This window comes from Streptomyces sp. NPDC043908 (assembly GCF_056435525.1).
In genome coordinates, this window is record NZ_JBWKEI010000007.1 from 217,020 (window position 1) to 242,533 (window position 25,514).

At 74.6% G+C, this 25,514-nt stretch carries 20 protein-coding genes; 6 read left to right on the plus strand and 14 right to left on the minus strand.

Annotated features, from left to right (window positions below; all coding sequences use genetic code 11):
- Positions 1 to 2 precede the first annotated feature (2 nt).
- The 3 genes from AC069K_RS17790 to AC069K_RS17800 are packed head-to-tail and all read left to right on the plus strand — an operon-like array spanning position 3 to position 6,603.
- Positions 3 to 2,258, plus strand: a complete 2,256-nt coding sequence (locus AC069K_RS17790) for a VMAP-C domain-containing protein (RefSeq protein ID WP_478617139.1) — start codon at positions 3 to 5, stop codon at positions 2,256 to 2,258.
- Complete coding sequence (locus AC069K_RS17795) at positions 2,255 to 3,208, plus strand: AAA family ATPase (protein ID WP_365099592.1); 954 nt, start codon at positions 2,255 to 2,257, stop codon at positions 3,206 to 3,208. The genes AC069K_RS17790 and AC069K_RS17795 overlap by 4 nt, the downstream gene beginning before the upstream one ends.
- Positions 3,209 to 3,210: 2 nt before the next feature.
- Positions 3,211 to 6,603: an SAV_2336 N-terminal domain-related protein gene (locus AC069K_RS17800; RefSeq protein WP_478617142.1), complete on the plus strand. Its 3,393-nt coding sequence runs from the start codon at positions 3,211 to 3,213 to the stop codon at positions 6,601 to 6,603.
- Positions 6,604 to 6,629: 26 nt separating this feature from the next.
- On the opposite strand, the gene AC069K_RS17805 is transcribed toward AC069K_RS17800, so the two are convergent.
- The 6 genes from AC069K_RS17805 to AC069K_RS17830 all read right to left on the minus strand — a co-directional run bounded on the left by AC069K_RS17805 (position 6,630) and on the right by AC069K_RS17830 (position 13,983).
- On the minus strand, positions 6,630 to 7,127 hold the full coding sequence (locus tag AC069K_RS17805; RefSeq protein ID WP_478617145.1) for a methylated-DNA--[protein]-cysteine S-methyltransferase: 498 nt from the start codon (positions 7,125 to 7,127) through the stop codon (positions 6,630 to 6,632).
- Between the two features lie 11 nt (positions 7,128 to 7,138).
- Entirely contained in the window at positions 7,139 to 8,608 is a 1,470-nt protein-coding gene (locus tag AC069K_RS17810; RefSeq protein ID WP_478617491.1) for an AlkA N-terminal domain-containing protein, read from the minus strand.
- Between the two features lie 522 nt (positions 8,609 to 9,130).
- Entirely contained in the window at positions 9,131 to 9,670 is a 540-nt protein-coding gene (locus AC069K_RS17815; RefSeq protein ID WP_478617147.1) for an O-acetyl-ADP-ribose deacetylase, read from the minus strand.
- Complete coding sequence (locus tag AC069K_RS17820; protein WP_478617150.1) at positions 9,667 to 11,082, minus strand: phytoene desaturase family protein; 1,416 nt, start codon at positions 11,080 to 11,082, stop codon at positions 9,667 to 9,669. The genes AC069K_RS17815 and AC069K_RS17820 overlap by 4 nt, the downstream gene beginning before the upstream one ends.
- Positions 11,083 to 11,226: 144 nt before the next feature.
- Complete coding sequence (locus tag AC069K_RS17825; RefSeq protein WP_478617152.1) at positions 11,227 to 12,063, minus strand: inositol monophosphatase family protein; 837 nt, start codon at positions 12,061 to 12,063, stop codon at positions 11,227 to 11,229.
- A 123-nt stretch (positions 12,064 to 12,186) separates the two neighbouring features.
- On the minus strand, positions 12,187 to 13,983 hold the full coding sequence (locus tag AC069K_RS17830) for a gamma-glutamyltransferase family protein (protein WP_478617155.1): 1,797 nt from the start codon (positions 13,981 to 13,983) through the stop codon (positions 12,187 to 12,189).
- An 84-nt stretch (positions 13,984 to 14,067) separates the two neighbouring features.
- Between AC069K_RS17830 and AC069K_RS17835 the strand changes: the two genes are divergently transcribed.
- Positions 14,068 to 15,123 (plus strand): lipoyl protein ligase domain-containing protein, encoded by a 1,056-nt coding sequence (locus tag AC069K_RS17835; RefSeq protein ID WP_478617158.1) that lies wholly within the window; start codon positions 14,068 to 14,070, stop codon positions 15,121 to 15,123.
- A gap of 92 nt (positions 15,124 to 15,215) precedes the next feature.
- Here the strand turns inward: AC069K_RS17835 and AC069K_RS17840 are convergent, their stop codons facing one another.
- The 8 genes from AC069K_RS17840 to AC069K_RS17875 all read right to left on the minus strand — a co-directional run bounded on the left by AC069K_RS17840 (position 15,216) and on the right by AC069K_RS17875 (position 23,261).
- Positions 15,216 to 16,214: a TIGR03842 family LLM class F420-dependent oxidoreductase gene (locus tag AC069K_RS17840; protein ID WP_365099576.1), complete on the minus strand. Its 999-nt coding sequence runs from the start codon at positions 16,212 to 16,214 to the stop codon at positions 15,216 to 15,218.
- A gap of 19 nt (positions 16,215 to 16,233) precedes the next feature.
- Positions 16,234 to 17,637, minus strand: coding sequence for a dihydropyrimidinase (gene hydA / locus AC069K_RS17845; protein ID WP_365099574.1), 1,404 nt, complete (start codon positions 17,635 to 17,637; stop codon positions 16,234 to 16,236).
- Between the two features lie 138 nt (positions 17,638 to 17,775).
- Positions 17,776 to 19,056, minus strand: a complete 1,281-nt coding sequence (locus AC069K_RS17850; protein WP_365099572.1) for an aspartate aminotransferase family protein — start codon at positions 19,054 to 19,056, stop codon at positions 17,776 to 17,778.
- Complete coding sequence (locus tag AC069K_RS17855; RefSeq protein WP_478617164.1) at positions 19,053 to 19,895, minus strand: nitrilase-related carbon-nitrogen hydrolase; 843 nt, start codon at positions 19,893 to 19,895, stop codon at positions 19,053 to 19,055. The genes AC069K_RS17850 and AC069K_RS17855 overlap by 4 nt, the downstream gene beginning before the upstream one ends.
- A gap of 118 nt (positions 19,896 to 20,013) precedes the next feature.
- Entirely contained in the window at positions 20,014 to 20,532 is a 519-nt protein-coding gene (locus tag AC069K_RS17860) for a haloacid dehalogenase-like hydrolase (protein ID WP_478617167.1), read from the minus strand.
- Between the two features lie 46 nt (positions 20,533 to 20,578).
- Positions 20,579 to 21,892 (minus strand): hypothetical protein, encoded by a 1,314-nt coding sequence (locus AC069K_RS17865; RefSeq protein ID WP_478617170.1) that lies wholly within the window; start codon positions 21,890 to 21,892, stop codon positions 20,579 to 20,581.
- A 500-nt stretch (positions 21,893 to 22,392) separates the two neighbouring features.
- Positions 22,393 to 22,644: a helix-turn-helix domain-containing protein gene (locus AC069K_RS17870; RefSeq protein ID WP_358833405.1), complete on the minus strand. Its 252-nt coding sequence runs from the start codon at positions 22,642 to 22,644 to the stop codon at positions 22,393 to 22,395.
- Positions 22,645 to 22,793: 149 nt separating this feature from the next.
- Positions 22,794 to 23,261 carry a winged helix-turn-helix transcriptional regulator gene (locus AC069K_RS17875; protein WP_365099562.1) on the minus strand — a complete coding sequence of 156 codons (468 nt, stop codon included), beginning with the start codon at positions 23,259 to 23,261 and terminating at the stop codon, positions 22,794 to 22,796.
- A 181-nt stretch (positions 23,262 to 23,442) separates the two neighbouring features.
- Between AC069K_RS17875 and AC069K_RS17880 the strand changes: the two genes are divergently transcribed.
- Both AC069K_RS17880 and map read left to right on the plus strand, forming a co-directional pair.
- Positions 23,443 to 24,612 (plus strand): thiolase family protein, encoded by a 1,170-nt coding sequence (locus AC069K_RS17880; RefSeq protein ID WP_478617175.1) that lies wholly within the window; start codon positions 23,443 to 23,445, stop codon positions 24,610 to 24,612.
- 72 nt (positions 24,613 to 24,684) lie between these two features.
- Positions 24,685 to 25,452 carry a type I methionyl aminopeptidase gene (gene map, locus AC069K_RS17885; RefSeq protein ID WP_478617177.1) on the plus strand — a complete coding sequence of 256 codons (768 nt, stop codon included), beginning with the start codon at positions 24,685 to 24,687 and terminating at the stop codon, positions 25,450 to 25,452.
- Positions 25,453 to 25,514: the final 62 nt, after the last annotated feature.

Consider the following 25,514-nt stretch of genomic DNA (forward strand, 5'->3'; position numbering starts at 1 on the left):
CCGTGGGCTGGTTCAAGGCGCCGGACACGGATCCGTCGGCCGACGCGCGCGGCGCGCTGGTGCGGGTGCTCTCGGCCGACCGGGGACGCACCGCGGGCGCGGGCGTCTACCTCGCCGACCGCAGACTGCTGACCTGCGCGCACGTCGTCAACGCGGCGCTGGGCGTACGGATGCTGAGCCCGCGCGACCCGGGCTCCGTCACCCTCGACGTCTCCTTCCCCGCGGTGGCCGCGGGCGGCGCGGGCGACCGGCAGGCCCGGCTGGTGGCCTGGGTGCCGCCGCGCGCCGCGCACCACCAGGGCCCGGTGGCCGACGGCTCCCTGGAGTGGGGCGGCGACCTGGCCGTACTGGAACTGGACGAGGAGCCTCCGCCCCCGGTGGGCCCGGTGCGCTGGCAGGACATGCGGGCCGGACAGCTGGTGCGGGCCTGGTACGGCGGCGGCCAGCCGTTCTCGTACGCGGACGTCCAGGTCGGTTCGTGCGACGGGCGGATCGGCTATCTCGACGGGCGGCTCTCCGGCGCGGCCGTCGACGACGGGTACAGCGGCGGGCCCCTGTGGTCGCCCGCCGACGGCGCGGCCGTGGGCCTGGTGATGGGCAGGATCACCCCGCCGGAGGGCACGTTCGACACCCAGCACACCGTGCGCCGCAGCTGGGGCCTGACCTGGCAGTCGGTCCGGCAGGAGCTGGCGCGGGTGGGCGCGGCGCCGGACCCGGTGCTCGGGGCGCGCGAGGGCGCGGGCGCGGCCGGCGACGACGCGGTGCGGGACATGATGGTCGGCCCGCTGCACGCCCTGCTGGGCGATCCGGCCGTACGGGCGGCGCACTCCACCGCGCTCGGCGCGGCCCTCGGGCTGCGCACCCGCACGGACGGGACGGCGCCGTCGGTGGAGGAATTGGCGGTGGTGCTGTGCACGGTCGAGCGCGCGCTGCCCACGCTCGCCGAGTCGCTCGCGCCCTCCCTGGAGGGGGTGCGGGACCGCGCCGGTCTCGACCGGCTGCTGGCGCTCGGCCGGCTCACCGACGCGGCCGGGCTGCTCTCCGTCGCCGAACACCGGGCGCTGCTGGTGAAGTGGGACCACCTCGCCCGCCGGGATCCGGGGCTGCTGCCCCGGGCGGCGACGGCCGCGCTGCCCTATGTGGAGCTGCCCCGTTCGCTGACGGCCGCGCGGCTCGCCCCCGAGGACGTGCCCGGGGCGGTCCGCGAGCTGGAGGAGTGGCCGGGCGACGGCTCGCCGGTGCCGCACGAGACACCCCGGCTGCCCGCCCTGCTGCGGGTGGTGGAGTACGCGGCCGCGGAGACCGGCGGCATGGCCTGCGAGGCGCTCCGGGAGTGGAGCGGGCGGGTCGCGGCCCGGCTCGGCATCCATCCCTCGGCCCTGGGCGAGCGCCGGGCGGACGCGGCACGCTGGTCGGACCGCTCGGCCGGCACCGGGGTGCGCGTCCTGGTGGAGCTCGGCCGCCACCCCCAGGACCCGGACGGCCACTACCGGTGCGCGGTGTGGCGGATGCGCGCGGACGGCACGGCCGCCCGTACCGCCACCGGCGCCGAACGCCCGCGCACCGGGCGGGAGATCGCCCGGCTGGTGCGCGAGGTGGCCGGGGGCGCGGAGAGCGCCGGGCAGAACGTGGCGCTGGTCGCGGTGTCCGTCGCCCCGGACGCGCTGCACCTGCCGGTGGACGAGTGGGATGGGGCCGGCGCCGACGAGTTCTTCCCGGCGCGGCTGGGCGAGGACTTCCACCTGGTGCTGCGCTGCCCGCAGATCCGGCGCCGTTCGCGCACCGGCGCGGGCGACCTGAAGCGCCGCTGGGGCGCCCGCCACCAGAGCGAGCCGCTCGTCGCGGACCACCGGATCTCCGACGAGATGGAGCTGATCCGGCTGCTCAAGACAACCCACTACGACGCCGCGCGCGTCATAGTGCACGGGCCCCCCGCCGGCCGGACGCGGCTGCTGCACTTCTGTCTGGCCATGGGGGTCCCGATCGTCCTGTGGGACCGGGCGGCCGTGGAACCGGCCGACACCTCCCGCCTCGACGGGGCCACGCCGTACGGTCCCGTCGACGAACTCCCCGAACGCGTCCGGCACTTCCGGGTCCGCGCCTACACGGACCCCGAGGTGCCCGCACGGCCGGCGCTGGTGTGGGAGGACGCCGAGCTGCCGCTCCCCGACGAGCTGCAGCTCGCCGACCCCTCGCAGGGGCCGGACGCGCCGGAAGCAATCGCCCGCCCCTCGGACGGAACGGAACAGGCGACATGACGGAGAACGACGGGTGGCGGCTCTTCCGCGGCGACCGCACCCCCCGGGAGGTGGACTTCCCCGAGGCGCCGCCGTGGCGCCAGTTCGCGGGCGGCGCGCCCGGCACCCGGGTGCGCCACCGCCCGTATCTGATCGGCCGCACCGAGGCCGACGTGGTGAGCGCCGCGCTGCATCTGCGCCGTCCGCTCCTGGTCACCGGTCACCCCGGCACCGGCAAGTCCTCCCTGGCGCACGCCGTCGCGCACGAACTGTCGCTGGGTCCGGTGCTCCAGTGGCCGGTCAACAGCCGGTCGGTGCTCAAGGACGCGCTGTACGGCTACGACGCCATCGGGCGGCTGCGTGAGACGCATCTGCGCCAGGAGCACGGCTCCCCCGAGCCCGACATCGGCACCTTCGTCCGGCTGGGCCCGCTGGGCACCGCGCTCGTGCCGCGCGAACGGCCCCGGGTCCTGCTGGTGGACGAGCTCGACAAGGGGGACGTGGATCTTCCCAACGACCTGCTGACGGTGTTCGAGGAGGGCGAGTTCGAGATCCCCGAGCTGTCCCGGCTGCCGGAGGCGCAGTCGGAGGTGCCGGTGCTCACCCATGACCCCGACGGCGACCGGGTGACGGTCCGCCGGGGGGTGGTGCGCTGCCGCGAGTTCCCGGTGGTGGTGATCACCAGCAACGGCGAACGGGACTTCCCGCCCGCGTTCCTGCGGCGCTGCGTCCGCCTGGACCTGCCGGACCCGGACGAGGAGCGGCTGCGGGACATCGTGGCCGCGCACCTGGGCGACGGGGCCCTCGACGGCGTGGACGACCTGCTGCACGCCTTCCTGAACCGCCGGGCGCCGGGCGAGCTCGCCACCGACCAGCTGCTCAACGCGGTGTTCCTGCGCAAGGGCGGGGTGAACCTGAACGCCGAGGGCCTGCTGGACGCCGTGCTCCACCGGCTGGGCGGATCGGTCTAGCCGTGCCGCGCGCGGAGCCCTCGGACGCCCTGGCCCGGCTCGCCGCCCTGGTGGGCCACGAGCTGTCCACGCACGAGCTCCTGGACACCCTGTGGCTGGCCGCCCGGCTGCCGCGCGGCTCCGCCGCCCCGCTGGCGAGCGCCCTGGCCCCGGATCCGGCGCGCGTGCCCGGCCCGGCGGCGTGGGAGGAGACGCGGACACCGCCCGAGGGCACGGTGGTGCCCCCGGACGGGCGGTCCGACGCAGGCACGGGGGCCGGGGAGGGCGAGGGCTCCCAGCCGCCGCTCCCCACCCAGCTGCTGGGCGCCCTGCACGCGGCGGCCGCCTCCCGCAGCGCCCCCGAGTTCACCGAGGCAGCCGCCGCCCCGCCGCCGGCCCACGGCACCGGGGCGCTGCCGGTGCGGGTGCCCGAGGAGAAGGCGCTCGGCGACGGCGAACTGCGGCTGAGCCGGTCCCTGCGGCTGCTGAAGCAGCCCCGTCCGGGCTCGCACTTCTGGGAGTTCGACGAGGAGGCGACGGCCACCGCGATGGCCGAGAGCGGCCTGCCCGACGTGGTGCTGCGGCCCGCGCGGCGGCGCTGGCTGGACCTCACCCTCCTCATCGACGACGGTCTGTCGATGCTCCTGTGGCGCCGGCTCGCCACCGAACTGCGGTCCGTCTTCGAGCGGCTGGGCGCCTTCCGGGACATCCGGGTGCACGGCCTGGACGCGCGCTCGCCCGACGCGCCGGGCCTGCGGGTGCGCCCCTTCGACCCCGGCGGCCCGCTGCTCTCCCCCGCCTCCGCCGCCGACCCCTCGGGCCGGACCCTGGTCCTGGTGATCAGCGACGGGGTGGGGGCCTGCTGGCGGGACGGGCGGATGCACGGCGCGCTGGAGCGCTGGGCCCGCCAGGGGCCTACGGCCGTGGTGCACGCGCTGCCGTCCCACATGTGGGACGCCTCGGGCATCCGCTCGGAGCAGTGGTCGGTGACCACGCGGCGGCGCGGCGCGGCCAACCACACCTGGGAGGTGACCGACCCGCTGCTGCCGCCGGGCCTCGGCGACCGCTTCCCCGGAGTGCCGGTCCCCGTACTGGAGCCCTCGCCCCCGGCCGTCGCCGCCTGGGCGCGGCTGGTGGCCTCGCCGGGGGCCGGTGCGGAGCTGCCGCTGCTGGCGCCGCCCGGCGCGCGCGGTCTGCGGGGCGAGGCGGCGACCCGGGGCGCGGACCCGGCCGACGCGGTCCTGCGGTTCCGGGACGCGGCGTCCCCGCAGGCGTACCGGCTCGCCGCCCACCTCGCCGCGATCTCGCCGCTGACGGTGCCGGTGATGCGCCTCGTCCAGGCGGCCGTGCCGTGGCGCTCCGACACCGCGCACCTGGCCGAGGTGTTCCTGGGCGGGCTGATGCGCCGGGCCGACCCGCCGGGGGCCGCCCTGCCCGCCCAGCACCGCCGGTTCGGCTTCCTCGACGGCGTCCAGGAGATCCTCCTCGACACCGCGTCCCCCATCGACCTGCTGCGCACCACCCGGGCGGTCACCGACCGCCTCGCCACGCTGGTGGGCCGCTCCCCCGACTTCCCCGCCTGGCTCGCCCACCCGTCGGGGACGGGCGAACTCCTGCCGGGGACACGGCCGTTCGCCTGGCTGGAGGACCGGCTGCTGACCCATCTGGGGGCCCGGCCGATGACGCCGGTGCGGGCGGCGCCGCCGGACGCGTCGCCGTACGAGGACGCGCGGCTGCCCTCCGTGCTGGAGGCGGCCCCCTCCTGGCAGCCGCTCCAGATGCTGGACCTGCGCACCCTCGGCCCGTACACCCTGCGGATGCGCGACGAGTCCGGCGGCAAGGCGGTCGCCTACATCGGCGAGGACATCGACGGCGAGCAGGTGCTGCTGCGGGTCGCCCGCTCCCCCGACTCGCCCACCGCGCGCGAGAGCCTGGCCACCGAGCGGCGGGCGCTGCGCCGGATGGACGGGGTGTACGCGCCGGCCGTGATCTCCTCCGACCTGGACGAGATGACCGCGACGCCCTGGATCGCGCTGCGGTTCACGCCCCTCAGCACCGGGCTGCCCGCCCCCACCCTGAGCGCGGTGATGCACGCGGCCGGCCCCCTGCACGACTCGCCGCTGCTGGCGTGGCTGGGCTGGAGCCTGGCCCGCGCGGTGGCCCGCTGCCACGCCAAGGGGCTGGTGCACGGCGCCCTGACGCCCGGCACCGTCCTCGTCACCGAGCGGACGCTGCACATCATCAGCTGGACCTCGGTGCGCATCGACGGCGCCTCCAGCGCGTCCCTGCTGACCGTGCCCCCCAGCTCGCCCTACCGCGCCCCGGAGGTCACCTCGTGGGGGGAGTCGCGGATCGCGGCCGGTGACGTGTACTCCGTGGGGGCCATCCTGCTGCACGCGGTGACCGGGAGGCAGTGGCGGCGGTACCAGTTCGACCTGCTGCGGCACGATCCCGAGTTCCGCCGGCTCGACGACGGTCTGCGCGAGCTGCTGATGCGCGCGGTGGCCGAGGAGCCGGAGGCCCGGCCCACCGCGCGCGAGCTGGCGGAGGCGTTCGGCGCGCTGCTACCGGTGCCGGTGGAGTGGGAGGACGAGAGCGAGGAGGAGTTCGCGGACGAGCCGGGAGAGCAGGAGTCCGACGACCACGAGGAGTGGATCCGTACGATCCGGGCGCCGCTGCGGCACCCCCTGCGGATCGCCGTGGTCGGGGTGAAGGACCGGGCCGGGTGCACGACGACCGCCACGGTGCTGGGCGCGGTGCTGGCCGAGCAGCGCCAGGAGCCGGTGCTGGCCGTCGACACCGACCGGCACGCGGGCACCCACATCCACATCGCCCGGCGGGTCTACCGCTCCACGGAGGCCCGGCTGACCGAACTCGCCGGATCGGGGGCGGAGGTGCGGCACTTCGACGATCTGCGGGTGTTCCTCTCGCAGCACCGGTCGGGTCTGATGGTGCTGGCCAACGACTCGGTGACGCATCCGCCGACCGCGGACCAGTTCTCCGACTCCCAGTACCGCGAGGTGACGGAGGTGACGGGGCCGTACTTCCAGGTGACGCTCGCCGACACGGACAAGTTCCCGCAGGGCGTCCTGGAGCTCGCCAACCGGGTGGTGATCGTCTCCCGCGCCGACCCGGCCGGGGTGACCCAGGCCCAGCGGGCCGTGGACCGGCTGGTGGCGATGGGCCGCCCCGACCTTGTGTCGGAGTCGGTCCTCGTCCTCAACCACAGCCGCCCGGCGGCGGGCTGGGCCCTGGACGCGGCCACCCTGCGGGGTCTCGGCTCGCGCTGCCGGGGCGTGGTCATGGTGCCCCGGGACGGCCATCTGACGACGGGCAGCACGGTGGAGCTGTCCTGGCTGGCGCCGGAGACGTACAAGGCGTTCCTGCGCCTGGGGGCTCTGCTCGTGGCCGACTGAGCGACTGAGCGAGCCAGGACGAGCCCTCAGAAGAGGGCGTCCTCCGGCGCCCCCTTCTCGAAAGCGAGCAGCCGCTGCTTGCGGTCGAGGCCGCCGCCGTATCCCGTCAGACCGCCGCCGGAGCCGATCACGCGGTGGCAGGGGACGATGATGCCCACCGGGTTCCTGCCGTTGGCCAGGCCCACGGCGCGGGAGGCGCCGGGTTTGCCGAGCGCCAGGGCGAGTTGGCCGTAACTGCGCGTCTCGCCGTACGGGATGCGGCGCAGCTGGTCCCACACCGCGCGCTGGAAGTCGGTGCCGCGCAGATCGAGTTCCAGGTCGAAGGCGGTGCGTTCGCCCGCGAAGTACGCGTCGAGCTGGCGGATGACCTCGGGGAACGGGCCGCCGCCGTCCAGCTCGCCGAAGGTCTCCTGGGGCGGGCGGTGGCGCTGGTTCTCCATGTACAGGCGGCTGAGGACGCCGTCCTCGGCGACGAGGGTGAGCGGCCCGTACGGGCTGTCGGTGACGGTGTGGGTGGTGGTCATCGTGAACGTCCTCATACGGGGAGGTGGTTGATGGGGTGGTCGTCGGTCGCCCAGAGGTACTGGACGGCGTAGGCCCGCCAGGGGCGCCAGGCCGCGGCGCTCGCGGTGAGCGCGGCGGGCGAGGACGGCAGGCCGAGCGAGCGGGCCGCGCGGCGCACGCCGAGGTCGGAGGGGAGGAAGGCGTCCGGGTCGCCGAGCGCCCGCATCGCGATCACCTCGACGGTCCAGGGGCCGAAGCCCGGCAGCTCCAGGAGCTGGGCCCGGGCCCGGTCCCAGTCGGTGTCGACGCCCAGCGCGAGGCTGCCGTCGGCCAGGCCCGCCACCAGCGTGGTCAGGGTGGTACGGCGGCTGCGCGGCAGGGCGAGGGACTCCGGGTCGAGACCGGCCAGGGCCCGCGGGGTGGGGAACAGATGGGTCAGCCCGCCGCCCGGGTCCTCGACCGGCTCGCCGTGCGCGGCCACCAGCCGGGCGGCGTGGGTGCGGGCGGCGGCGGTGGAGACCTGCTGGCCGAGCACCGCCCGTACGGCGAACTCCGCCACGTCGACCGTACGCGGCACCCGGCGTCCGGGGGCCTTGTCGACCAGCGGCGCGAGCAGCGGGTCGGCGCGCAGCCGGTCGTCGACGGCGACCGGGTCGGCGTCGAGGTCCAGCATCCAGCGGCAGCGGCTGATGGCGATGGTGAGGTCGCGCAGATCGGTGAGCGAGAGCAGACAGCCGATGTGGTCGGGGCCGGGGGTGAGTTCGACGATGCCGTGCCCGTACGGGAGGGACAGCGTGCGGCGGTACGCGCCGCCCCGCCACTCCTCCACCCCGGGCACCGCCGTCGCCGCCAGATGGCCGAAGAGGTTGTCCGGGTTGAGCGGGGCGCGGTACGGAAGCCGCAGGGCGATCGAGCCCGGCGCCCGGCTGGCGATGCCGCGCGCGGCGCGGGCGCGCAGCTCGGTGGGGGCGAGCGCGAAGACCTCGCGGACGGTGTCGTTGAAGGTGCGCACCGAGGCGAAGCCCGCCGCGAAGGCGACGTCGGCCATCGGGAGCGCGGTCGTCTCGATGAGGATCCGGGCGGTCTGGGCGCGCTGGGCGCGGGCCAGGGCGAGCGGTCCGGCGCCGAGCTCGGCGCGCAGCTGGCGCTCGATCTGGCGGGCGCTGTACCCGAGCCGCGCGGCGAGCCCGGACACGCCCTCCCGGTCGACGACGCCGTCCCGGATGAGCCGCATGGCACGGGCGACGGAGTCGGCCCGGGCGTTCCACTCCGGGGAGCCGGGCGTGGTGTCCGGCCGGCACCGCTTGCAGGCCCGGAAACCGGCCTGCTGGCAGGCGGCGGCGCTCGGATAGAAGGTCATGTTCTCGACCTTCGGCGGCACGACGGGGCAGCTGGGGCGGCAGTAGATACGGGTGGTGAGAACGGCGGTGAAGAACCAGCCGTCGAAACGGGCGTCCTTGGACTGGACGGCCCGCACGCAGCGCTCGGCATCGGTGTACATGGCCGCGGGGGCCGCCGGGGCCGCCTGGGCAGCGGCGGAAGCGGGATTCATGGGTCCAGCATCGGTTACGGGGTGGGGGTGCCGCTGGCAGGAATCCGACATGGAGGTTGGGGGGTGGTGGGGGGGTGGTTGTTCGTGTGCGGGTGGGTGGTGGGTTGCTCGCGCAGTTCCCCGCGCCCCTAGGGGGTGGGGGCGGGGGTGGTGGGTCGTGTGCGGGCCGGTGGTGGGCTGAGCGCGCAGTTCCCCGCGCCCCTGGGGGTGGGGCCGGGGGCAACCGTCGTCCTCGGGCCCCTGGGGGGTGTGGCCGGGGGCAACCGGGACCAGTGCCCGGGCCTTGAGGGGCGCGGGGAACTGCGCGACCAGCCCCCACCGACCCGCAGACGAACCCCAACGCAACCCCGCCCCACCCCAACCCCCCAGGGGCGCGGGGAACTGCGCGACCGGCCCACCACCCACCCGCAGACGAACGCCGGGCAGAAAAGCCACCACGGGGCCGCAGCCGAGCAACCGCCCCCGAACCCCCTACCCCAACGCCCCCTCGAACGCCCGATACGCCTCGTCGTCGAACAGCACGAACCGCACCTCCTCCACACCCCCGGCCCCGCCAGCCCCCGCCGCCTCCCGAACGGCCCGCACCGCCACCCGGGCCCCGTCCTCCAGCGGCCACCCGTACACCCCCGTGGAGATCGCCGGGAACGCCACGGTCCTGGCTCCCAACTCCCCGGCCAGTCTCAGCGATTCCCGGTAGCAGGAGGCCAGCAGCTCGGACCGGTCCTCGTCCCGCTGCCACACCGGCCCCACGGTGTGGATCACCCACCGCGCGTCCAGCCGCCCCGCGGTCGTGGCCACGGCCCGGCCGGTCGGCAGGCCCTTGCCGTAGTGGGAGGCCCGCAGCCGCCGGCAGTCGGCGAGGATCTCGGGGCCGCCCCGCCGGTGGATGGCCCCGTCCACCCCTCCCCCGCCCAGCAACGACGAGTTCGCCGCGTTCACGATCGCGTCGACGCTCTGTGCGGTGATGTCCCCCCGGACCAGCACGATGGACACCCCGCCCGGGCCCGTCACTTCCTGTCCGCCTTCCGCAGCGACCGCCACACGGCCTTCGCCGCGTTATGCCCGGACATGCCGTGGACGCCCGGCCCGGGCGGCGTGGCGGAGGAGCACAGGAACACCGACGGGTGCCGCGTCGCGTACGGGAACAGCGACAGCGTGGGCCGCAGCAGCAGTTGCAGCCCCCGCGCGGCCCCGCACGCGATGTCCCCGCCCACATAGTTCGCGTTGTGCGCGGCGAGCTGCGGCGGCCCCGCCGTGGCCCGGGCGAGCACGCGGTCGCGGAAGCCCGGCGCGAACCGCTCGATCTGCCGCTCGACGGCGTCCGTGAGGTCGCCGTCCCACCCGTTCGGCACGTGTCCGTACGCCCAGAACACGTGCTTGCCGTCGGGCGCCCGCGAGGGGTCGACGAGGCTGGGCTGGGCCGTGATGAGGAACGGCGTCCGGGGCGCGGTGCCCCCGGACGCCTCGCTCAGCGCGGCGCCGATCTCCCGGCTGGACGGTCCGATCTGCACGGTCCCGGCCCGGCGCGGCTCCGCCGCGGTCCACGGCACGGGCCCGTCCAGCGCGTAATCGATCTTGAAGACCCCGGCGCCGTACCGGTATCCCTCGTACGCCCGTCCCAGCCCCGCGATCCGGGCGAGCGCGGTGGGCGAGGTGTCGAAGACGTACGCGCGCGCGGGCGGCAGGTCATCCAGGCGCTTGACCTCGAAGCCGGTGTGGACCGAGCCGCCGAGGTCGCGCAGGTACGCCGCGAGCGCGTCCGCGATCGACTGCGAGCCGCCGCGCGGCAGCGGCCAGCCGTTCTCGTGCGCGGCGAGCGCGAAGACCAGGCCGACCGCCGAGGTCGCCAGCCCGTTCAGCGGGGCGATGACATGGCCGACGAGCCCGGCCAGCAGCGCGCGCGCCCGGTCGTCCCGGAAGCGGCGCATCGTCCAGGTGTAGGGCGGGAGTCCGTCGAGGCCGAAGCGGGCGAGGCCGAGCGGATCGCGGGGCAGGGCGGTCAGTGGCAGCGACATGAAGTCGCGGACCAGGACGTCCCATTTTCCGAGGTAGGGCGCGACGAGGCGACGGTACGTGCCCGCGTCGCGCGGTCCGAACGACGCGGCGGTCTCGGAGACCGAGCGGGCGAGCACGGCCGCGGTGCCGTCGTCGAACGGGTGCGCCATGGGCAGTTCGGGGTGCAGCCACTCCAGCCCGTACCGGTCGAGCGGCATCCCTCGGAAGGCCGGGGAGCCGATGCCCAGCGGGTGCACGGCGGAGCACGGGTCGTGGCGGAAGCCGGGGAGGGTGAGCTCCTCGGTCCTGGCACCGCCCCCGATGGTGTCCTTGGCCTCGAAGACCTCGACGGACAGGCCGCGCCTGGCCAGTTCGACCGCGGCGGTCAGTCCATTGGGCCCCGCCCCCACGACGACGGCATCGAGCATCGACGGCACCTTGGACTCCTCACGCCCTTGTGGCCAAGACACCCAGCATATTCCGGTCCGGCGGCGCACCGGTCCGGGGTGGGTGCGGTCCCGGCCGGGACGCGGTCCGGGCGACGACGGTGTCCGGGAGGACCCGGCGCCCGCTCACTCCCCCGCCAGCAGCCTCCGCACCCGCTCGGCCGTCGCCGCGTCCCGGGCTGCCGTGAACGGCAGTGCGTTGCCCCCGGTTATCCGGTACGGCTGTCCCGTCAGCGTGGTGTGCGCGCCGCCCGCCTCGGCCACCAGGAGCAGGCCCGCCGCATGGTCCCAGGCGAGCTCCCAGGAGAACGCGACCGCGTCGAGCTCGCCGCGCGCGACCGCCAGGTATTCGAGCCCGGCCGAGCCGCAGGGGCGCGGGCGCACGCCTTCGGTGCGCAGGCCGAGCAGGGCGCGCTTCTGGTCCTCCGTCGTGTAGTCCGGGTGGGAGGTGGCGATGTCGATCACCGCGCCGGGCGCGGGCGCCCCGGACCGTATCGCCTCGCCGTTGACGGTGGCGCCCCGCCCGCAGACCGCGACCGCCATGAGGTCGAGCGCCGCCCCGTACGTCCACGAGGCCAGCACCTCGCCCCGGTGCGCGAGCGCCACCAGGGTGCAGAAACCCTCCTCGCCGCGCACGAACTGCCGGGTCCCGTCGACGGGGTCGACGATCCACACCGGTGCGTCGCCGCCCAGCGCGTCGTACGACGACGGGTCGGCCGCGACGGCCTCCTCGCCGACGACGACCGATCCGGGCAGCAGCACGGGCAGGGCCTCGGTGAGGAACTCCTCGGCGCGCCGGTCGGCGACCGTCACCAGGTCGTGCGGACCGCTCTTCTCCAGGACCTCGTGCGCGGCGAGCTGGCGGAAGCGCGGCATGATCTCGACGGCCGCCGCCTTGCGGACCGCCTCTTCGACGTCGGACGACCGGTCTTCCAGAAACTCTGCGAGCAACCCTTCGATCATGCGTCCAGCAAAACACGCCCCACTGACAACCGGCGAACAGGGCCCCGACCCCGGGCGTCATCGAGGTGACGTCGCAGGGCGCCGGGGGGCCCCGGCCGCCCCGCGCCGGATCACCGCCGGGGGTCACCGTCCGACCGCGTACCCCTGCATCCCGCGCGGGTTCGCGGCGGCGGACAGGACGGTGCTCTGCGGGTCGCGGGCGACCGCGCACAGCCGCCCCTCCGACCAGGCGCCGCCCACCGTGACCCGGTGCCCGCGCCGCCGCAGCCCCGCCACCACGTCCTCGGGGAAGCGCGCCTCGACCGTGACGCTGCCGTACCGGGTTTCCCGGGGGTGGAAGGAACTCGGAAAGGAGTCGTTGTGCCAGTTCGGCGCGTCGATCGCGCTCTGGAGGCCGGGGCCGCCGCGCTCGCCGGCGCCGAGGGCGACGGCGAGGAAGAAGTGGAGCTGCCACTGGTCCTGCTGGTCCCCGCCGGGGGTGCCGAACGCCAGCACGGGTACGCCGTCGCGCAGCGCCAGGGTGGGCGACAGCGTCGTACGGGGGCGGCGGCCCGGTGTCAGGGTGTTCGGCAGCCCCTCCTCCAGCCAGGCCATCTGCAACCGGGTGCCGAGCGGGAAGCCGAGTTCGGGGACGACCGGGTTGGACTGGAGCCAGCCGCCGCTGGGGGTCGCGGCGACCATGTTCCCCCAGCGGTCGACCACGTCCAGGTGGCAGGTGTCGCCCCGGGTGGCGCCGTCCGGGCCCACGGTGGGCTCGCCCGAGCCCGCCGCGCGGGCCGCGGGCTCCCGCGCGCGCAGGGCCTCGCGGGCGATCCGGGGCGGGCGTCCGCCGGGACTGCCGGGCCGCAGCTCGTACGAGGCGCTCGGGCCGACGAGCGCGCGGCGGGCCGCGTTGTAGCCGTCCGAGAGCAGCTCGTCCGTGGGCACCCGGCGCGCGTCCCCGTACCAGGCCTCCCGGTCGGCCATGGCGAGCTTGCAGCCCTCGACGAGCAGGTGGACGTACTCGGCGGATCCGTACGGCGGCAATTCCCCGGGCAGCAGCGCCAGTTGCTGGAGGAGGGCCGGTCCCTGGCTCCAGGCGCCGGGCTTGCAGAGGGTCCAGCCGTTCCAGTCGTACGTCACCGGGTCCTCGTACGTCGCGGACCATCCGGCGAGGTCGGCCTCCGTCAGCGTGGCGGTGTGGCGTTCGCCGCTGGTGTCCAGGGTGGGGCGGCGGGCCTGCGCGACGAGTGCCCGGGCGACGAACCCCTCGCGCCAGATCCGCCGGGCCGCCTCTATCCGGCGCACGCGCGCGTCCCCGGTCGCGGACGCGCGTGTGGGGGCCGACTCCGCCAGGAGACGGCGCCAGGTGCGCGCGAGGGCCGAGTTGCGCAGCAGCCTTCCGGGGCGCGGGGAACGGCCGCCCGGCAGGTACACCTCGGCCGAGGACGGCCACTCGTTCTCGAAGAGCGCGCGCACGCTCTCCACGCTCTGCCCGATCCGCTCCACGGGCGGATGGCCGTGCTCCGCGTATCCGATGGCGTACTTCAGTACGTCGGCGAGCGGTTTGGTGCCGTGGTCGCGCAGCAGGAGCATCCAGGCGTCGAAGGCTCCGGGGACGGCGGCGGCCAGCGGTCCGGTGCCGGGCACCAGGTCGAGGCCGAGCGCGCGGTAGTGGGCGGCGGTGGCTCCGGCGGGCGCGGTGCCCTGGCCGCAGAGCACGCGTACCGGGCTGCCGGCGGGGGCGAGCAGGATCGGCACCTCGCCCGCCGGACCGTTGAGATGCGGCTCGACGACCTGGAGGACGAAGCCCGCGGCGACGGCGGCGTCGAAGGCGTTCCCGCCGTCCTCCAGGACGGCCATGGCGCTCTGCGAGGCGAGCCAGTGGGTGGAGGACACCATGCCGAAGGTGCCCTGGAGGGTGGGCCGGGTGGTGAACACCCTCGCAGGCTAGACGGGCCCGTGCCGGAATGTCAGAGGCCGCCCGTAACGTTGATCCCGCTCGGAACGGATGGAGGAGCAGCGGTGCACGGTGAGTACAAGGTCCCCGGCGGCAAGCTCGTGGTGGTGGACCTGGACGTGGAGGACGGGGTCCTGCGCGGCGTGCGGGTCGCGGGCGACTTCTTCCTGGAGCCCGACGAGGCGATCGAGGCCATCAACGGCGCGCTGGAGGGCGCCCCGGCCGACACGGACGCGGCGGGCCTCGCGGCCCGGATCGACGCGGCGCTGCCCCCGGGCACGACGATGTACGGCCTGACGTCGGAGGGCGTCGGTGTCGCGGTCCGCCGGGCGCTGGCGCACGCGACGGACTGGACGGACTACGACTGGCAGCTGATCCACGACGGCCCGCAGTCCCCCGCCCTGCACATGGCGCTCGACGAGGTGATCACCGCCGAGGTCGCGGCCGGCCGTCGCCCGCCGACGCTGCGGGTGTGGGAGTGGGGCGCTCCGGCGGTCGTCATCGGCAGCTTCCAGTCCCTGCGCAACGAGGTCGACCCCGAAGGGGCCGAGCGGCACGGCATCACGGTGGTGCGCCGGGTCTCGGGCGGGGGCGCGATGTTCATCGAACCGGGCAACACGATCACGTACTCGCTCTCGGTCCCCGACGCCCTGGTCTCCGGACTCTCCTTCGCGGACTCGTACGCCTATCTGGACGACTGGGTCCTGGAGGCGCTCGGCGACCTGGGGGTGAAGGCCTGGTACCAGCCCCTGAACGACATCGCCACGGACGCCGGCAAGATCGCGGGCGCCGCGCAGAAGCGGGTGGTCGCGGACGGCGGCGCGGTCCTGCACCACGTGACCATGGCGTACGACATCGACGCCGACAAGATGCTCGAGGTGCTGCGCATCGGCCGCGAGAAGCTCTCGGACAAGGGCACCAAGAGCGCGAAGAAGCGCGTCGACCCGCTGCGCCGCCAGACGGGCCTGCCCCGCGAGGCGGTCATCGAGCGGATGATCGCCTCGTTCCGTGGGCGGTACGGCCTGGCCGAGGGCCGGGTGACGGACGAGGAGCTGTCCCGCGCCCACGAGCTGGCGCGGACGAAGTTCTCCAGCGAGGAGTGGACGGCACGGGTGCCCTAGGCGCCCCCGCGTCACACCCGGCCTGCCTGTCCCCGGCCCCGCACGGACCGGTGGCGCCTCGGCCCCCGCGACGGACGGGGGCCCGGGACCCCTCAGCTCAGCGCCGGAATCACCCGCTCCCCGTACGCGTCGATGACCGCCTCCCGCGCGTCGTGCATCGCGTACACCGCGAACTGGTCGACGCCCAGGGCCCGTAGCGCCTTCAGTTTCTCGATGTGGGCCTCCACGGGGCCCAGCAGGCAGAAGCGGTCGACGATCTCGTCGGGGACGAACGCCGTGTCCGGGTTGCCGGTGCGGCCGTGGTGGCTGTAGTCGTAGCCCTGGCGCGCCTTGATGTAGTCGGTGAGCGCGTCCGGCACCAGGCCGGAGTGCTCGCCGTAGCGGGACACCAGGTCCGCCACGTGGTTGCCGACCATGCCGCCGAACCAGCGGCACTGCTCGCGGGCGTGGGCGAGGTCGTCGCCGACGTACGCGGGGGCCGCCACGCAGATGGTGACGGCCGCGGGGTCGCGTCCGGCCTCCACGGCGGCCGTGCGGACCGCCTTGACCATCCACTCCGTCAGGAACGGGTCCGCGAGCTGGAGGATGAAGCCGTCGGCCTTCCGGCCGGCCAGCGCCAGCGCCTTCGGGCCGTACGCCGCCATCCAGACGGGCAGCCGGCCGTCCCTGACCCAGGGCAGCTTCAGCGGCTGGCCGTCGACCTCGGCCTCCCGGCCCTCGGCGAGATCGCGGATGACGTCGATGGCCTCGCCCAGGCGCGCCAGGGTGTTGGGCTTGCGGCCGGCGACGCGCATCGCGGAGTCGCCGCGGCCGATGCCGCAGACGGTGCGGTTGCCGTACATCTCGTTGAGGGTGGCGAAGGTGGAGGCGGTGACCTCCCAGGTCCTGGTGCCGGGGTTGGTCACCATCGGGCCGACGCGCAGCTGCCGCGTGTGCTCCAGGATGCGGCTGTAGATGACGAACGGCTCCTGCCAGAGCACCGCCGAGTCGAAGGTCCAGCCGTAGCGGAAGCCGTTGCGTTCGGCGCGGCGCATCAGGCCGACGACGGTCGAGGCGGGCGGGTCGGTCTGCAGGACGAGTCCGAAGTCCATGGGGTGCTGCTCCAGGTGGCTAGCCGAGGTACTGGGTGGTGGCCCGCGGGGTGTAGACGCCGTGTCCGGCCCGTCCGGTGAACCGACGTTCGTGAAGGACGAGTTCGCCGCGCGAGAGGACCGTCTCGACGCGGCCGGTGATCCGCCGGCCCTCGTACGCCGAGTAGTCCACGTTCATGTGGTGGGTCTCGGCGGAGAGGGTCTGCTCGGCGTGCGGGTCGTAGATGACGACGTCGGCGTCGGCGCCCGGCGCGATGGTGCCCTTCTTCGGGTAGAGCCCGAACATCCGCGCGGGACTGGCGCAGGCGATCTCGATCCAGCGCCGCCGGGAGAGGTGGCCGTCGAGCACGGCCTGGTGGAGCAGGTCCATCCGGTTCTCCACGCCCGGCAGCCCGTTGGGGATCTTGGAGAAGTCGCCCCGGCCGAGCTCCTTCTGCCCCACGAAGCAGAACGGGCAGTGGTCGGTGGAGACCACCTGGAGGTCGTTGGTGCGCAGCCCCCGCCAGAGCGCGGCCTGGTGCTCCCTGGGGCGCAGCGGCGTCGAGCAGACGTACTTGGCGCCCTCGAAGCCGGGCTCGGCCAGGTTGTCGGTGGACAGGAACAGGTACTGCGGACAGGTCTCGCCGAAGACCGGCAGCCCCTTGTCCCGGGCGGCGGCCAGCTCCGCCACCGCCTCCTCGGCCGACACGTGCACCACGTACAGCGGCGCCCCCGCGACCCGGGCCAGCTGGATGGCGCGGTGGGTGGCCTCGGCTTCGAGCAGGGCGCGGCGCACCTCGCCGTGGTAGCGCGGGTCGGTGCGACCGGCGGCGAGCGCCTGCTCGACGAGGACGTCGATGGCGATGCCGTTCTCGGCGTGCATCATGATCAGCCCGCCGTTGGAGGCGGAGCGCTGCATCGCGCGCAGGATCTGGCCGTCGTCGCTGTAGAAGACGCCCGGGTAGGCCATGAACAGCTTGAAGGAGGTGATGCCCTCCTCCACCAGGAGGTCCATCTCCTTGAGCGAGTGCTCGTTCACGTCGGAGAGGATCATGTGGAAGGCGTAGTCGATGGCGCACTGGCCGTCGGCCTTGGCGTACCAGGCGTCCAGGCCCTCGCGCAGGGCGTGGCCCGGCGACTGCACGGCGAAGTCCACGATGGTGGTGGTGCCGCCCCAGGCCGCGGCCCGGGTCCCGGTCTCGAAGGTGTCGGAGGCGAAGGTCCCGCCGAAGGGGAGCTCCATGTGGGTGTGGGCGTCGACGCCGCCCGGGATGACGTACCTGTCCGTCGCGTCGATCGTCCGCTCGGCGCTCCAGCTCTGGGCCGCGCTGGACCCGTGGGCGGCCAGGGCGGCGACGCGGCCGTCCTCGATGAGGACGTCGGCGTGGATCTCGTCGGCGGCGGTGATCACCAGGCCGCCGCGGATGAGGGTGCGGGTACTCATGGGTGGTGCTCCCTTTCGTACACGTACGACGCGCTCCGCTCGCGGGGCGCGGTTGCCCGGCCGTGGGGCGTCCGTGGCCGGTCGCGCGCGGCGGAGCCGCTGATGTCACGGCCGCGTGCCCCGGGTGGGGCGCGGCGGCTACACGCCTCGCAGCGCCTGTTCCAGGATCGCCGCGCCCTCCTCCGCCTCCGCGACCGTCAGGGACAGCGGCGGGGCGACCCGCAGCACGCTCGTGTTGTGGCCGCCGCCCTTGCCGATGAGCAGACCGCCCTCACGGGCCGCCTCCAGGACGGCCGCCGCGGCCTCCGGGTGGGCCTCGTCGGTGCCCGGTTTCACCAGCTCGATGCCCGCCATCAGCCCCCGGCCGCGCACCTCACGTACGAGGGGGAGCTGGGCGGCGACGGCCCGCAGCCGCTCGATGAGCAGTCCGCCGACGCGGCGGGCGTTGCCCTGGAGGTCGTGTTCGAGCAGGTACGACAGGTTGGCGAGGCCGGCCGCCATGGTGACCGGGGAGCCGCCGAAGGTCGAGATGGAGTTGGCGTCCAGGCAGTTCATGATCCGGGCGCTCGCGACCACCCCGCCGATCGACATGCCGTTGCCGATGCCCTTGGCGAAGGTGAGGATGTCGGGCGGGCCGTTCTGGGCGTGCGCCTGCCAGCCCCAGAAGTGCTCGCCCGTCCGGCCCCAGCCGGTCTGCACCTCGTCGCTGATCCACAGGATGCCGTGCCGGTCGAGGACCTCGCGGAAGGCGGCGTAGAGCCCGTCGGGGGGCGAGGTGAAGCCGCCGACGCCCTGGATCGGCTCGGCGATGAGCGCGGCGACCTCGCGCGTGTGGCCGAGGAGGTCTTCGAGGTCGGCCACGCAGGCGTTGATGAACTGGCGGTCGCTCAACTCCGCGTAGGGGCCGCGGGTGCGCACTCCGCCGTGGACGTACAGCGTCTGCAGGGGGGACAGGCTCGTCGGCGACCAGGAGTGGTTGCCGGTGATGCCGACCGCGCTGAAGGAGCGGCCGTGGTAGCTGTTGCGCATCGCCAGGATCTGGTTGGAGCCGCGGTGGGCGGTGGCGAGCAGCAGCGCGGTGTCGTTGGCCTCGGTGCCGGAGGTGGTGAAGAAGACCCGGGCGTCCGGGATGCCGGAGAGCTGGGCGATCCGCTCGGCGAGCTCGACCATCGGGCGGTTGAGGTAGAGCGTCGAGGAGTGGATGATCCGGCCGGCCTGCTCGGAGACGGCCTTGGTGACCTCGGGCAGGGCGTGCGCGGTCATCGTGGTGAGGATGCCGCCGAAGAAGTCGAGGTAGCGGTTGCCCGCGGAGTCCCAGACGTACCGGCCCTCGCCGTGGGTGATCTCGATCGGGTGCCGGTAGTAGAGCGCGAGCCACTCGGGCAGCACCGCGCGGTGGCGGTCGAAGAGCGAGGTCACGGCCTCACCAGCCCGTCGTAGGCGTCGGGCCGCCGGTCGCGGTAGAACGCCCACTGCCGGCGCACCTCGTCGATGAGGCCGAAGTCGAGGTCCCTGACGAGGAGTTCCTCCTCCTTGTCGCTCGCGGTCCCCCCGACGAACTGGCCGCGCGGGTCCACGAAGTAGCTGGTGCCGTAGAAGTCGTTGTCGCCGTACTCCTCGCGGCCGACGCGGTTGATCGCGGCGACGAAGTACTCGTTGGCGACCGCCGACGCGGGCTGTTCCAGCTGCCAGAGATGGGCCGAGAGTCCGCGCGAGGTGGCGGAGGGGTTGTAGACGAGCTGGGCGCCGTTGAGGCCCAACTGGCGCCAGCCCTCGGGGAAGTGGCGGTCGTAGCAGATGTAGACGCCGACCTTGCCCACGGCGGTGTCGAAGACCGGCCATCCCAGGTTGCCCGGTTTGAAGTAGTACTTCTCCCAGAACCCCTTCACCTGGGGGATGTGGTGCTTGCGGTACTTGCCGAGGTAGCTGCCGTCGGCGTCGATCACGGCCGCGGTGTTGTAGTAGAAGCCCGAGTCCTCGATCTCGAAGACCGGGACGACGATCACCATCCCGGTCTCCCGGGCGAGCTCCCGCATCCGCTGGACGGTCGGCCCCTCGGGCACCGGCTCGGCCCACCGGTAGTGCTCGGGCTCCTGCACCTGGCAGAAGTACGGGGCGTTGAAGACCTCCTGGAATCCGATGATCTTCGCGCCCCGCCGGGCGGCCTCGCGGGCGTGTTCCTCATGTTTGGCGATCATGGATTCGGTATCGCCGGCCCAACTGGCCTGGACCAGGGCGGCGCGGACAACAGTGGCCATGAGCTGCTCCTTAGACGAGCCGTCAGCCAGGCGTCGACACGCGTAGATTGCGTGTGGAGAGACCGTAAAGCCCGTCACGCACCGTGGCAAGACCATCGCCGTCACGCCACGAAGTCGATCACATTTCCCTCGGTAGGGGGCCGGGCAGCCGCCCCCAGCCGCCCCGCCGGGCGTGCCTCAGCAGCACCGGGTCGTCCCCGACGACCACCGGGTGGCCCACCTCGGCGAGCAGTGGCAGATCGGCCGCCTCGTCGGCGTAGGCGTAGCAGTCGGCGGCGAGCAGGGCGCGTGCGCGCAGCAGGGCGCGGGCCGCGTACCCCTTGCCCTGGCCGGACATCGGGGCGCGCGGCCGGGCGCAGAGCACCGCGTCCGCGCCCAGTTCGCGGGCGACGGGCGCGACGGCCCCGGCGGGCGACGGCGTCACCAGGACCACCAGGTGGCCCCGGTCGGTGTGGTCCTGCAGGGCGGCGAGCACCGGCGCGTGCCAGAGGCGGCCGAGCGGCGGCCCTGGGCCGCCCGGGGGCAGCTCGGGCAGCGCCAGGAGCGTGCCCTCGACGTCGAAGAACGCGGCGGCGCGCGGCGCGCGCGACCGGGGCGGGCGGGAGCGGAGCCGGGATACCTGGGCGTCGTTGTCCATTGCCGGGGAACCTGCCCACCCGCACCCTGCCCTCAATCCATGGATTTCAACGTTCTGTTGCCATTCCGGCCACGCGGAACGCGTGCACGAGGTCCCGTCTGCGGCCCTCGGAGACCGCGCGGGCGGCTGCCAGCAGCCGGGGGCCGAGGCGCGCCGGGGCGTGCGCGGCCAAGTGCGCCGCGTCCTGGGGCGTACGGACCCGGACGAAGACGTCCAGCAGCGCGTCCGCCTCGCGCTCGCGCCCGGCGTCGTCGAGCGCGAGCACCGCGTGCGCGAGCTGTTCGGCGGGACGGCTCACGCCTTGGCGCAGCAGACGGTGGCAGTCCTCGTCCTGACCGGCTGCGGCGAGGGCGGCGGCAGCGGCGGCGAGCCGGTCGGGCGGCAGCGAGGCCGCCTCCCAGAGCAGGGTGGCCCAGTCGGCGCCGAGGCCCGCGCGGTGGAGCTCGCCCGCGAACAGCGGCAGCAGGTCGGCGGGCCCGGCCGCCGCGTCGCACAGCACGGCGTGCGCCTCGCCGGTACGGCCCCGGGCCCGCAGCCGTACGAGCTTGACGACGGCCTCGCGGACCGTGCGCCGCCGGTCGCGCTCGTCCGCCCGCTCCTGCCGCGGCTCGTCCTGGCCACGGGCGTGCTCGGGCTGTCTGCGGGGCTGCCGACCGCCGCCGAACCGGGCGCCGGTGGGCGCGGCGGCGACGGACGGCAGTAACGGCCCACCGCCCTCGGCCTCCGCTTCCCCGGTCTCGAGCCCGGCGAACCGGGCCCCGCGCGAGACACGCCGAGTAGCGGGCCGGGGCGGGGGCGCGTGAACGTCCGGTTCGGGGCCGCTGGGGACCTGGGCGACCCGGGGGGCCACCGGGGCCACCGGGGCGTGGGGCGCGTCGGCGGCCGCCGGGGACGCCCCGCCCCGGGGCCGGGCCACCGCCCGCTCACCGAACCAGCCCCGCGGCACCTCCGGCCCCAACGCGGCGATACGGGCTCGCAGTTCGGCACAGCGGGCGGTGGCCCGGGCCAGGTCGTCCTGGATCCAGGCCGACTCGTCCGGGGCGGCGCCCGGCAGGCGCTCAGCCGCGTGCGCCTGGGCACGCAGCACCACGGCCAGCTGTTCGCGCAGGGCCTCGCGCCCGCCCGGGCGGGTGTCGTACGCCGTCGCGGCCGCGGTGTGCAGGGCCCGCGCCCGTACCGTCTCGCGGGCCACCGCTTCCGGGCCGTGGGTCGGCACGAGGTCCTGGAGCAGCGAGGCGACCACGTCCCAGGGCGGGACCGCGCTGCCGTCGAAGCAGGCTGCCAGGGAGTCGGGGTCGCGCTGCCGGAAGACGGCGTACCAGCCCCCGGACCGGTCGAGCAGGTCCGCCACCCGACCCATGTACCGAACGAAAGCCCCTATATCAACAGGGAGTTGATTGCCCGTCATCGCGCCGCCCCCCAACCGCCGACTGAACCCCCACGGCCCTCGGGCATTCGATACCCGCCGTATTGCGCCGGTGTTACGCCGAGGTCTTCGCCGCGCTACCGGGGTATGGCCGCGGGCCGAACGGCGAGGTGATCCCAAAAGACGCACGCCCCACAGGGCGCCCCCGCACGCCCCGCTCCTCCAGGCGACGAACAGGTCAGCCGCCCCGGCCGGACGCGGACCCCAGGGGCGCGAGGAACTGCGCGACCGGCCCTAAGACCTCCCGCACGCAAACCACCAGACCAGCCCCATCAGGGGCGCGGGGAACTGCGCGACCAGCCCAAAGACCACCCGCACCCAAACAACAAGCCCGGCCCCATCAGGGGCGCGGGGAACTGCGCGAGCAACCACCCACCGACCCGCACCCGAAATCAAGGCCGCCCCACGCACCCCACCACGCCCCACGCAAGCCCTCACGCAGGCAGCAGACTGCAACTCCCCGCGACCTCGTCGAGCGAAAGCCCCAACACGCCCGCCAGCGCGGCCACGGTGAAGAACGCCGGCGTCGGCGCCCGGCCGGTCTCGATCTTCCGGAGGGTCTCCGCGGAGAGCCCGGCCGCCGCGGCGACCTCGCTCATACTGCGCCCGCCCCGCGCGGCCCGCAGCAGCTTGCCCAGTCGTTCGCCGCGCTCGCGCTCTTCGGGGGTGAGAGGGGTGCGAACCATGGGCCCGAGTCTAGTCCGACACGGACCGCCACGGACCGGGGGCGGACCGGGAGCGGACCGGGAGCGGACGGGGGACGGGCCGGGGACGGACCGGGCACGGACCGGGCACGGGTACCCCGGAACCACCGGCCCGGACCGGCCCCACGGACTCAACCCCCCACAGCCCCCTCCGCCGCCCACCCCTCCACCTGGAACCGCGGCGTCACATCCCGTCGGCGGACCTCCTCGCCGCAGGACCGGCACGCGATCATCGGGTCCAGGTCGGCCCCGCACGTGTGCTGCCACACCGTGGGCGGCACGTCCGCGAGGTGCCGGTCGCCCCACCGCATGAGCGTCAGCAGCACCGGCCGCAGCTCCTGCCCCGCCTCGGTGGCCCGGTACTCGTACCGCGCGGGCCGCTCGTTGTAGAGCACCTTCTCCAGGACCCCCGCGTCCACGAGCCTGCGCAGCCGGGCGGTGAGGATGTCGCGCGGGGCGCCCACGTTGCGGGCGATCGCGTCGAAGCGGTGCACGCCGAAGAAGACCTCGCGCAGGACGAGCAGCGCGTACTTCTCCCCCACGACCCCGAGCGCGTCGGCGATCGAGCAGGGCCGGGAGTTCTTCTGCGATGTCGTCATGGCTCCACGGTAAGCCAGGAAGAGCGGTGCATTGGATTTTCCAACCCACCGGGCTACAGTGAATCCAGTTTCCCAACCTACTCGTGGGTAGCGAGTGGGACCCGAGCAGCATGCGAGCAATCCAGCACCCCGAGCAGCATCCGAGCACACCGAACACACCGAACACACCGAGGAGCGCGCGATGCGTGACGCCGTGATCGTGGAAGCCGTCCGTACCCCGATGGGAAAGGGGAAGCCGGGCGGGGCGCTGTCGCAGACGCACCCCGTCGAACTGCTCGCCCACACCCTGCGCGCCCTCGTCGAGCGCAGCGGAGTCGACCCGGCGCTGGTCGACGACGTGATCGGCGGCACCGTCGACCAGGTCGGCGAGCAGGCCATGAACACCACCCGGTACGCCTGGCTCTCCGCCGGGTTCCCGGACAGCGTCCCCGCCACCACCGTGGACCGTCAGTGCGGCTCCTCGCAGCAGGCGGTCCACTTCGCCGCCCAGGGCGTGCTGTCGGGGGCGTACGACCTGGTCGTGGCGTGCGGGGTGGAATCGATGAGCCGGGTGCCGATGTGGTCCAACGTGCCCGCGGGCACGGACCCGTTCGGGCCGGGGGTCGCCGCCCGCTTCCCCGAGGGCCTCGTCCCGCAGGGCATCAGCGCCGAGCTGATCGCCGCGAAGTGGTCGATCGGGCGGCAGGCGATGGACGAGTTCGCCACCGCCTCGCACCGGAAGGCGGCCACCGCCTGGGACGCCGGGCTGTTCGACGCCGAGACCACGCCGATCGCCGGGCTGACCCGGGACGAGTCGGTGCGCCCCGCGACGACCCCGGAGATCCTGGCCGGGCTGAAGCCGTCGTTCGCGGACCCGCACTTCGCCGAGCGCTTCCCGCAGATCGACTGGTCGGTGACGGCGGGCAACAGCAGCCCCACCAACGACGGCGCCTCGGCCGTACTGATCACCTCCAGCGAGACCGCCGCGCGGCTCGGGCTGCGCCCGCTCGCCCGGCTGCACAGCTTCGCGGTGACCGGCTCGGACCCCGTGCTGATGCTCACGGGTGTCATCCCGGCCACCGAGAAGGTGCTGCGCAGGGCGGGCCTCGGCCTCGCCGACATCGACCTCTTCGAGGTCAACGAGGCCTTCGCCAGCGTGGTGCTCGCCTGGCAGCAGGAGACCGGCGCCGATCTCGCGAAGGTCAACGTGCACGGCGGCGCGATCGCGCTCGGCCACCCGCTGGGCGCCAGCGGCACCCGGCTGATGACGACGCTGGTGCACGCGATGCGCCGGCGCGGAGCGCGCTACGCCCTCCAGACCATGTGCGAGGCGGGAGGACTCGCCAACGCCACGGTCCTGGAGGCGCTCTGACGCCCGCCCAGCGCCCGCCGGCCGTGCGGAGGGACGTGTGACGCGCTCCACCCGACCGGTATAGTAATTGGAATGGTGACGATCAAGACGGACGTACAGATGGACGCGATGCGCGAGGCCGGGCGGGTGGTGGCCCGGGCGCTCGCCGCCGCCCGGGACGCGGCGGACGTGGGCGTCAGCCTGCGCGACCTCGACACGGCGGCCCACGAGGTATTGCGGGCGGAGGGCGCCTCCTCGCCCTTCCTCGGCTACCACCCCGAGTTCGCGCCGGTCCCGTTCCCCGCGGTCGCCTGCGTGTCCGTCAACGACGCGATCGTGCACGGCATCCCGGACGGCTACCGGCTGCGCGACGGCGACCTGGTCAGCGTCGACTTCGGCGCGGTCCTGGACGGCTGGGCCGGGGACTCGGCGATCAGCTTCACGGTCGGCCGGGCGCGGACCGAGGACGTGCGGCTGATCTCCACGGCGTACGAGGCGCTGGAGGCGGGGATCGCCGCGGCGGTCGTCGGCAACCGCATCGGCGACATCGCGCACGCGATCGGCACGGTGTGCCGGGGCGCCGGCTACGGCATCCCGGACGGCTTCGGCGGCCACGGCATCGGCCGCCACATGCACGAGGACCCGGGCGTCCCCAACGAGGGCCGCCGGGGGCGGGGCATGACCCTGCGGCACGGCATGGTGCTCGCGATCGAGCCGATGCTGATCGCGGACGGCACGGACGACTACTTTCCGGCGCCCGACGGCTGGACCCTGCGGACGGTGACCGGCACCCGGGCGGCCCACGCGGAGCACACGGTGGCGGTGACGGAGAAGGGCCCCCGCGTCCTCACACGCCTCTGAGCGGACCACGGAGCGGACCACGGGACGCCCCCGCCCCGGCCGTCGGCGGCCGGAAGCGGACG

Bases quoted from the DNA above. Each gene is read 5' to 3' on its own strand.
- AC069K_RS17870 (WP_358833405.1), bottom strand. From the start codon at position 22,644: ATGGTTCGCACCCCTCTCACCCCCGAAGAGCGCGAGCGCGGCGAACGA.
- AC069K_RS17880 (WP_478617175.1), top strand. From the start codon at position 23,443: ATGCGTGACGCCGTGATCGTGGAAGCCGTCCGTACCCCGATGGGAAAG.
- AC069K_RS17875 (WP_365099562.1), bottom strand. From the start codon at position 23,261: ATGACGACATCGCAGAAGAACTCCCGGCCCTGCTCGATCGCCGACGCG.
- AC069K_RS17805 (WP_478617145.1), bottom strand. From the start codon at position 7,127: ATGACCACCACCCACACCGTCACCGACAGCCCGTACGGGCCGCTCACC.
- AC069K_RS17795 (WP_365099592.1), top strand. From the start codon at position 2,255: ATGACGGAGAACGACGGGTGGCGGCTCTTCCGCGGCGACCGCACCCCC.
- map (WP_478617177.1), top strand. From the start codon at position 24,685: ATGGTGACGATCAAGACGGACGTACAGATGGACGCGATGCGCGAGGCC.
- AC069K_RS17860 (WP_478617167.1), bottom strand. From the start codon at position 20,532: ATGGACAACGACGCCCAGGTATCCCGGCTCCGCTCCCGCCCGCCCCGG.
- AC069K_RS17865 (WP_478617170.1), bottom strand. From the start codon at position 21,892: ATGGGTCGGGTGGCGGACCTGCTCGACCGGTCCGGGGGCTGGTACGCC.
- hydA (WP_365099574.1), bottom strand. From the start codon at position 17,637: ATGAGTACCCGCACCCTCATCCGCGGCGGCCTGGTGATCACCGCCGCC.
- AC069K_RS17810 (WP_478617491.1), bottom strand. From the start codon at position 8,608: ATGTACACCGATGCCGAGCGCTGCGTGCGGGCCGTCCAGTCCAAGGAC.
- AC069K_RS17825 (WP_478617152.1), bottom strand. From the start codon at position 12,063: ATGATCGAAGGGTTGCTCGCAGAGTTTCTGGAAGACCGGTCGTCCGAC.
- AC069K_RS17855 (WP_478617164.1), bottom strand. From the start codon at position 19,895: ATGGCCACTGTTGTCCGCGCCGCCCTGGTCCAGGCCAGTTGGGCCGGC.
- AC069K_RS17840 (WP_365099576.1), bottom strand. From the start codon at position 16,214: ATGGACTTCGGACTCGTCCTGCAGACCGACCCGCCCGCCTCGACCGTC.
- AC069K_RS17820 (WP_478617150.1), bottom strand. From the start codon at position 11,082: ATGCTCGATGCCGTCGTCGTGGGGGCGGGGCCCAATGGACTGACCGCC.